3 protein-coding genes and 1 pseudogene are annotated in these 3,433 nt (G+C 73.1%); 2 read left to right on the top strand and 2 right to left on the bottom strand.

The genetic code is table 11. From position 1 onward, the window contains the following. A pseudogene (locus tag AB0O00_RS33065) lies at positions 1-412 on the bottom strand (serine/threonine-protein phosphatase); the annotation flags it as partial. A 51-nt stretch (positions 413-463) separates the two neighbouring features. Further along, positions 464-1,213 carry a rhomboid-like protein gene (locus AB0O00_RS33060; protein ID WP_363658115.1) on the bottom strand — a complete coding sequence of 250 codons (750 nt, stop codon included), beginning with the start codon at positions 1,211-1,213 and terminating at the stop codon, positions 464-466. Between the two features lie 139 nt (positions 1,214-1,352). Here AB0O00_RS33060 and AB0O00_RS33055 point away from each other — a divergent pair, with 139 nt between their 5' ends. Together AB0O00_RS33055 and AB0O00_RS33050 are read left to right on the top strand one after the other, a co-directional pair. After that, a complete protein-coding gene (locus tag AB0O00_RS33055) occupies positions 1,353-2,057 on the top strand; it encodes a DUF3152 domain-containing protein (RefSeq protein ID WP_363658113.1) in 705 nt (234 codons plus the stop codon). A 487-nt stretch (positions 2,058-2,544) separates the two neighbouring features. Then, positions 2,545-3,267, top strand: coding sequence for a response regulator transcription factor (locus AB0O00_RS33050; protein WP_363658111.1), 723 nt, complete (start codon positions 2,545-2,547; stop codon positions 3,265-3,267). The last annotated feature ends 166 nt before the right edge of the window (positions 3,268-3,433 follow it).

The raw sequence follows: 3,433 nt of genomic DNA, 5'->3' as shown, positions 1-3,433 counted from the left end.
CCACCGCGAGCCCCCCGGCCCGGCCCGGCGGCGCGGGCAGGACGGCCCGCTGGGCGGCCTCGGCGACGCTGCGCACCGTCTCCTGCCGCCGCCCGTGGCGGGCGACGACCCGGTTGATCCAGACGCCCAGCAGCGCGGCGAACACGGTGTTCGTGAGCTCCAGGAAGCCGCCCTCGGTGCCGGCCGTGCCGTCGTGGAAGGACAGCACGACGATGCCCGTCACGTTGGCGGCGGCCACCGCGAGCGTGTCCCGCAGCGGCAGCAGCGCACCGGCCAGGACGGCCGCGGCGGCCACCATCGGGTCGCCCCAGTAGTCCCTGGTGTCGATGCCGTTCCACAGCAGTCCGCCGGCGACCATCAGCCACGGCAGCACCCGCAGGTAGCGCGGCAGCTGGCCGTCCCTCGGTGTCATCGGCGCCACCCGCCTTCCTGGCTCCGCTCGCGGGGGCGGTCGCTTCCGATCCTAGAAGCTCCGGGGGCCGTCGGAGCGCCCGTCGCCGCGCCGGCTCTTCCCGCCGGAGCACACCCGCTGCCAGGCGGTCCGCACCGCCGCGACCGGGTCGAAGGCGGTGGGACGGTCCCGGACGAACGGGTAGCAGGCGAGGCCGATGAGGGCCGCGGTGAAGTGCCCGGCGCTGGTGAAGTCCCGGGCGTGCAGCAGCCCGTAGCCGTAGAAGACGAGCACGCCCGCCACGTAGACGTACCGCCACGGCCGGACGAGGGCGTAGGCGAGCACGGCGACGATGCCCGCGAGGGCGTAGCTGACGCCGTAGTCGAGCGTGTAGAAGGCCTTGTGCGGGGCCAGCCCGTTCTGGATCGCCCAGTACAGCGCGCCCTCGCTGATGTACGTTGCGCCGACGTGCGCGACCAGGGCGATGCCGAGCCAGCGCAGGGTGCCGAGCCAGCGTTCGGCGGGGGCGTGGAACACGTTGTAGAGCAGGAAGTAGAACCACCAGCCGCCGCTCGCGATCCACAGGGCGCTGGTGATCAGCACCCGGACCGGCGAGACCTCCAGGTGGTGCAGGTTGGTCGAGCGCCGCTCCAGGATGTGGTGGGCGACCGACGGGCTCACGCGGTCCAGCAGGAGCGTGTTGAACAGCAGGATCGCCAGCCAGACGAACGTGCCGGGCGCGCTCCGGACGTACCACCACACGTACGAGCGGACGGCTCGTGCCCGCTCGGCGGTACGGGCCGGCACGCGGACGTGGCTCATCGGGGATCCTCCTCGGCTCGCACCAGCCTCGCCCAGGCCCGCCGCACCCCGCCGGTGCGGTGGGCCGCCCGGGTGAACCCGGGGCGCTGGGCCGAGCGTCCCCCTAAGAAGAACCCGATGTCCAGGAGGTACCCGATCCATGGCAGCCGTCCGCCTGACTCCCGGCCGAATACGCACCGGCCTGCTCTCCCTCGTGGTAGTCGCCGCGCTCACCGGCGGACTGCTGTGGTGGCAGCCGTGGCACCGCGAACCGAAGCCGCTGGCGTTCACCACCGCCACGGGCGGCACCGAGCGGGCCGGGACCGGCGAGCGGCTGTACCGGTACAAGGTGCGGGTGGAGGACGGGCTGCCGCAGCGACCGGAGCAGTTCGCCGCCGAGGTGGACGCCGTCCTCGGCAACATCCGGCAGGGCTGGGCGGCCGGCGGCGCCGTCTCCTTCCAGCGGGTGGGCGCCGACCCGGTCGACTTCACCGTGTACCTGGCCACCCCGGCGTCCACCGACCGGCTCTGCGGCCAGTACGGGCTGGACACCGGCGGCACGGTGAACTGCGCGGCGGGCAAGCAGGTCGTCCTCAACGCCAAGCGCTGGACGGACCTCACCGAGTTCTACACCGGGCGCCCCGAGCTCTACCACGCACTCGCGGTCAACCACGAGGTCGGCCACATCCTCGGCAACGGGCACGTCGACTGCCCCGGCGCGGGCGCGCCCGCGCCGGTCATGATGCAGCAGATCAAGGGCCTGCACGGCTGCGTGCCGAACGGCTGGCCCTACTCCGAGTCCGGCGCCCTGCTCACCGGCCCGCCCGTCCTCGCGCCCTCGGCCTCTGCCTCGGCCGCGCCGTAGCGGTATGGAGAATCCGTGCAAGAACCGTCCGGGCTGACCGAAAAGCAGAGCCTCGGGGCCGACCGGCAGCACCCCTGATGTGACGCGGACGACATGCTGTTGTCATCGGGCGCAACACAAGGGGAGGATGGCCACCGGGCGCAGCAATATTCCACGATCCACACCGATTTGGCACCGGCCATTCGGCGCGGTCGTCGACGCCCCGCGCAGCGGATGAGTGCACGAAACGGGGGAATCGTGGACTGGGCACGTCGACATGTGTCTCGCGCAGGACCGCCACAGCTCGGGCGGCCCTGCGTACACGCCTGCCCGCTCTCGGATTGACGGGCTGTCGGGTTTGACGGGCGGCGCACGCCGCCGCCCGGTTTCCGGTCACCGTTCCAGGGGCGTTCCCCCACCCCCGTTCTCGCCGATCTCGGCGACCGGTCCCGCCCCCACCCCGCGCGGAAGACCGACCGACCCGCGCCACCGAAACCCGGAAGGCATCATGCAGGTGCTCATCGTGGAAGGCCAGGAAAGCATCTCCCGGGCGCTCGCGGCCAGACTGGAGCGGCACGGCTACGACGTCGCGACCGCCCCCAGCGGCGCCGCGGCACTCGCGTCCTGCGACGACACGGACATCATGCTGCTCAACATGCAGCTCCCCGACATCGACGGGCTGGAGGTCTGCCGGCGCATCCGCAGCATCAGCGACACCCCCATCGTCGCCTTCACCGACCGCGCCACCGACCTGGGCCGGGTCCGCGGCCTGCGGGCCGGCGCGGACGACTGCCTCGACAAGCCGTACGAGTTCCACGAGTTGCTCGCCCGGATCGAGGCGATCATGCGGCGCGCCCGCCGGGCCCTCGCCACCCCGACCGTCCCGGTGCGGACGCTGACGATCGGGGACGTGAGCATCGACGGCGCCACCCGGGAGGTGCGCCTGCGCGGACGGCCGGTCCAGCTGACGCGCAAGGAGTTCGACCTCCTGCACTACCTGGCGCGGCACTCCGGCACGGTCGTCTCGCGCCGCCGCCTGATGAGCGAGATCTGGGACGACACCTCAGCCCACGCCCTCGGCCCCCGCGCCAGCCGCACGCTCGACACCCATGTCAGCTCGCTGCGCGGCAAGTTGGGCCACAGCGGGTGGATCCTCACGGTCCGCGGCGTCGGCTTCCGGATGGGCCACGTCTACACCAGCCGCAGCCGTCCCGACGCCGAGGCGGGCTGACGCGGCGCCCCCGGCTACCGGCCCGCGGGCCGGTAGCCGGTAGCCGGTAGCCGGAGCGGGACCTCAGACCCGGCTGACGAACGTGAACCCGGCCCCGTCGACGGCGCTGCGCAGCGTGGCCTCGAGGAGCGGGCCCGCCCCCGGCGCCCTGAACCGCCCCGCCCCC

It is taken from the genome of Kitasatospora sp. NPDC093558 (genome assembly GCF_040683475.1).
GTDB lineage: Bacteria > Actinomycetota > Actinomycetes > Streptomycetales > Streptomycetaceae > Kitasatospora.
The sequence above is the reverse complement of the archived record's forward strand: the minus strand, read 5'-3'. Positions and strand labels throughout refer to the sequence as shown.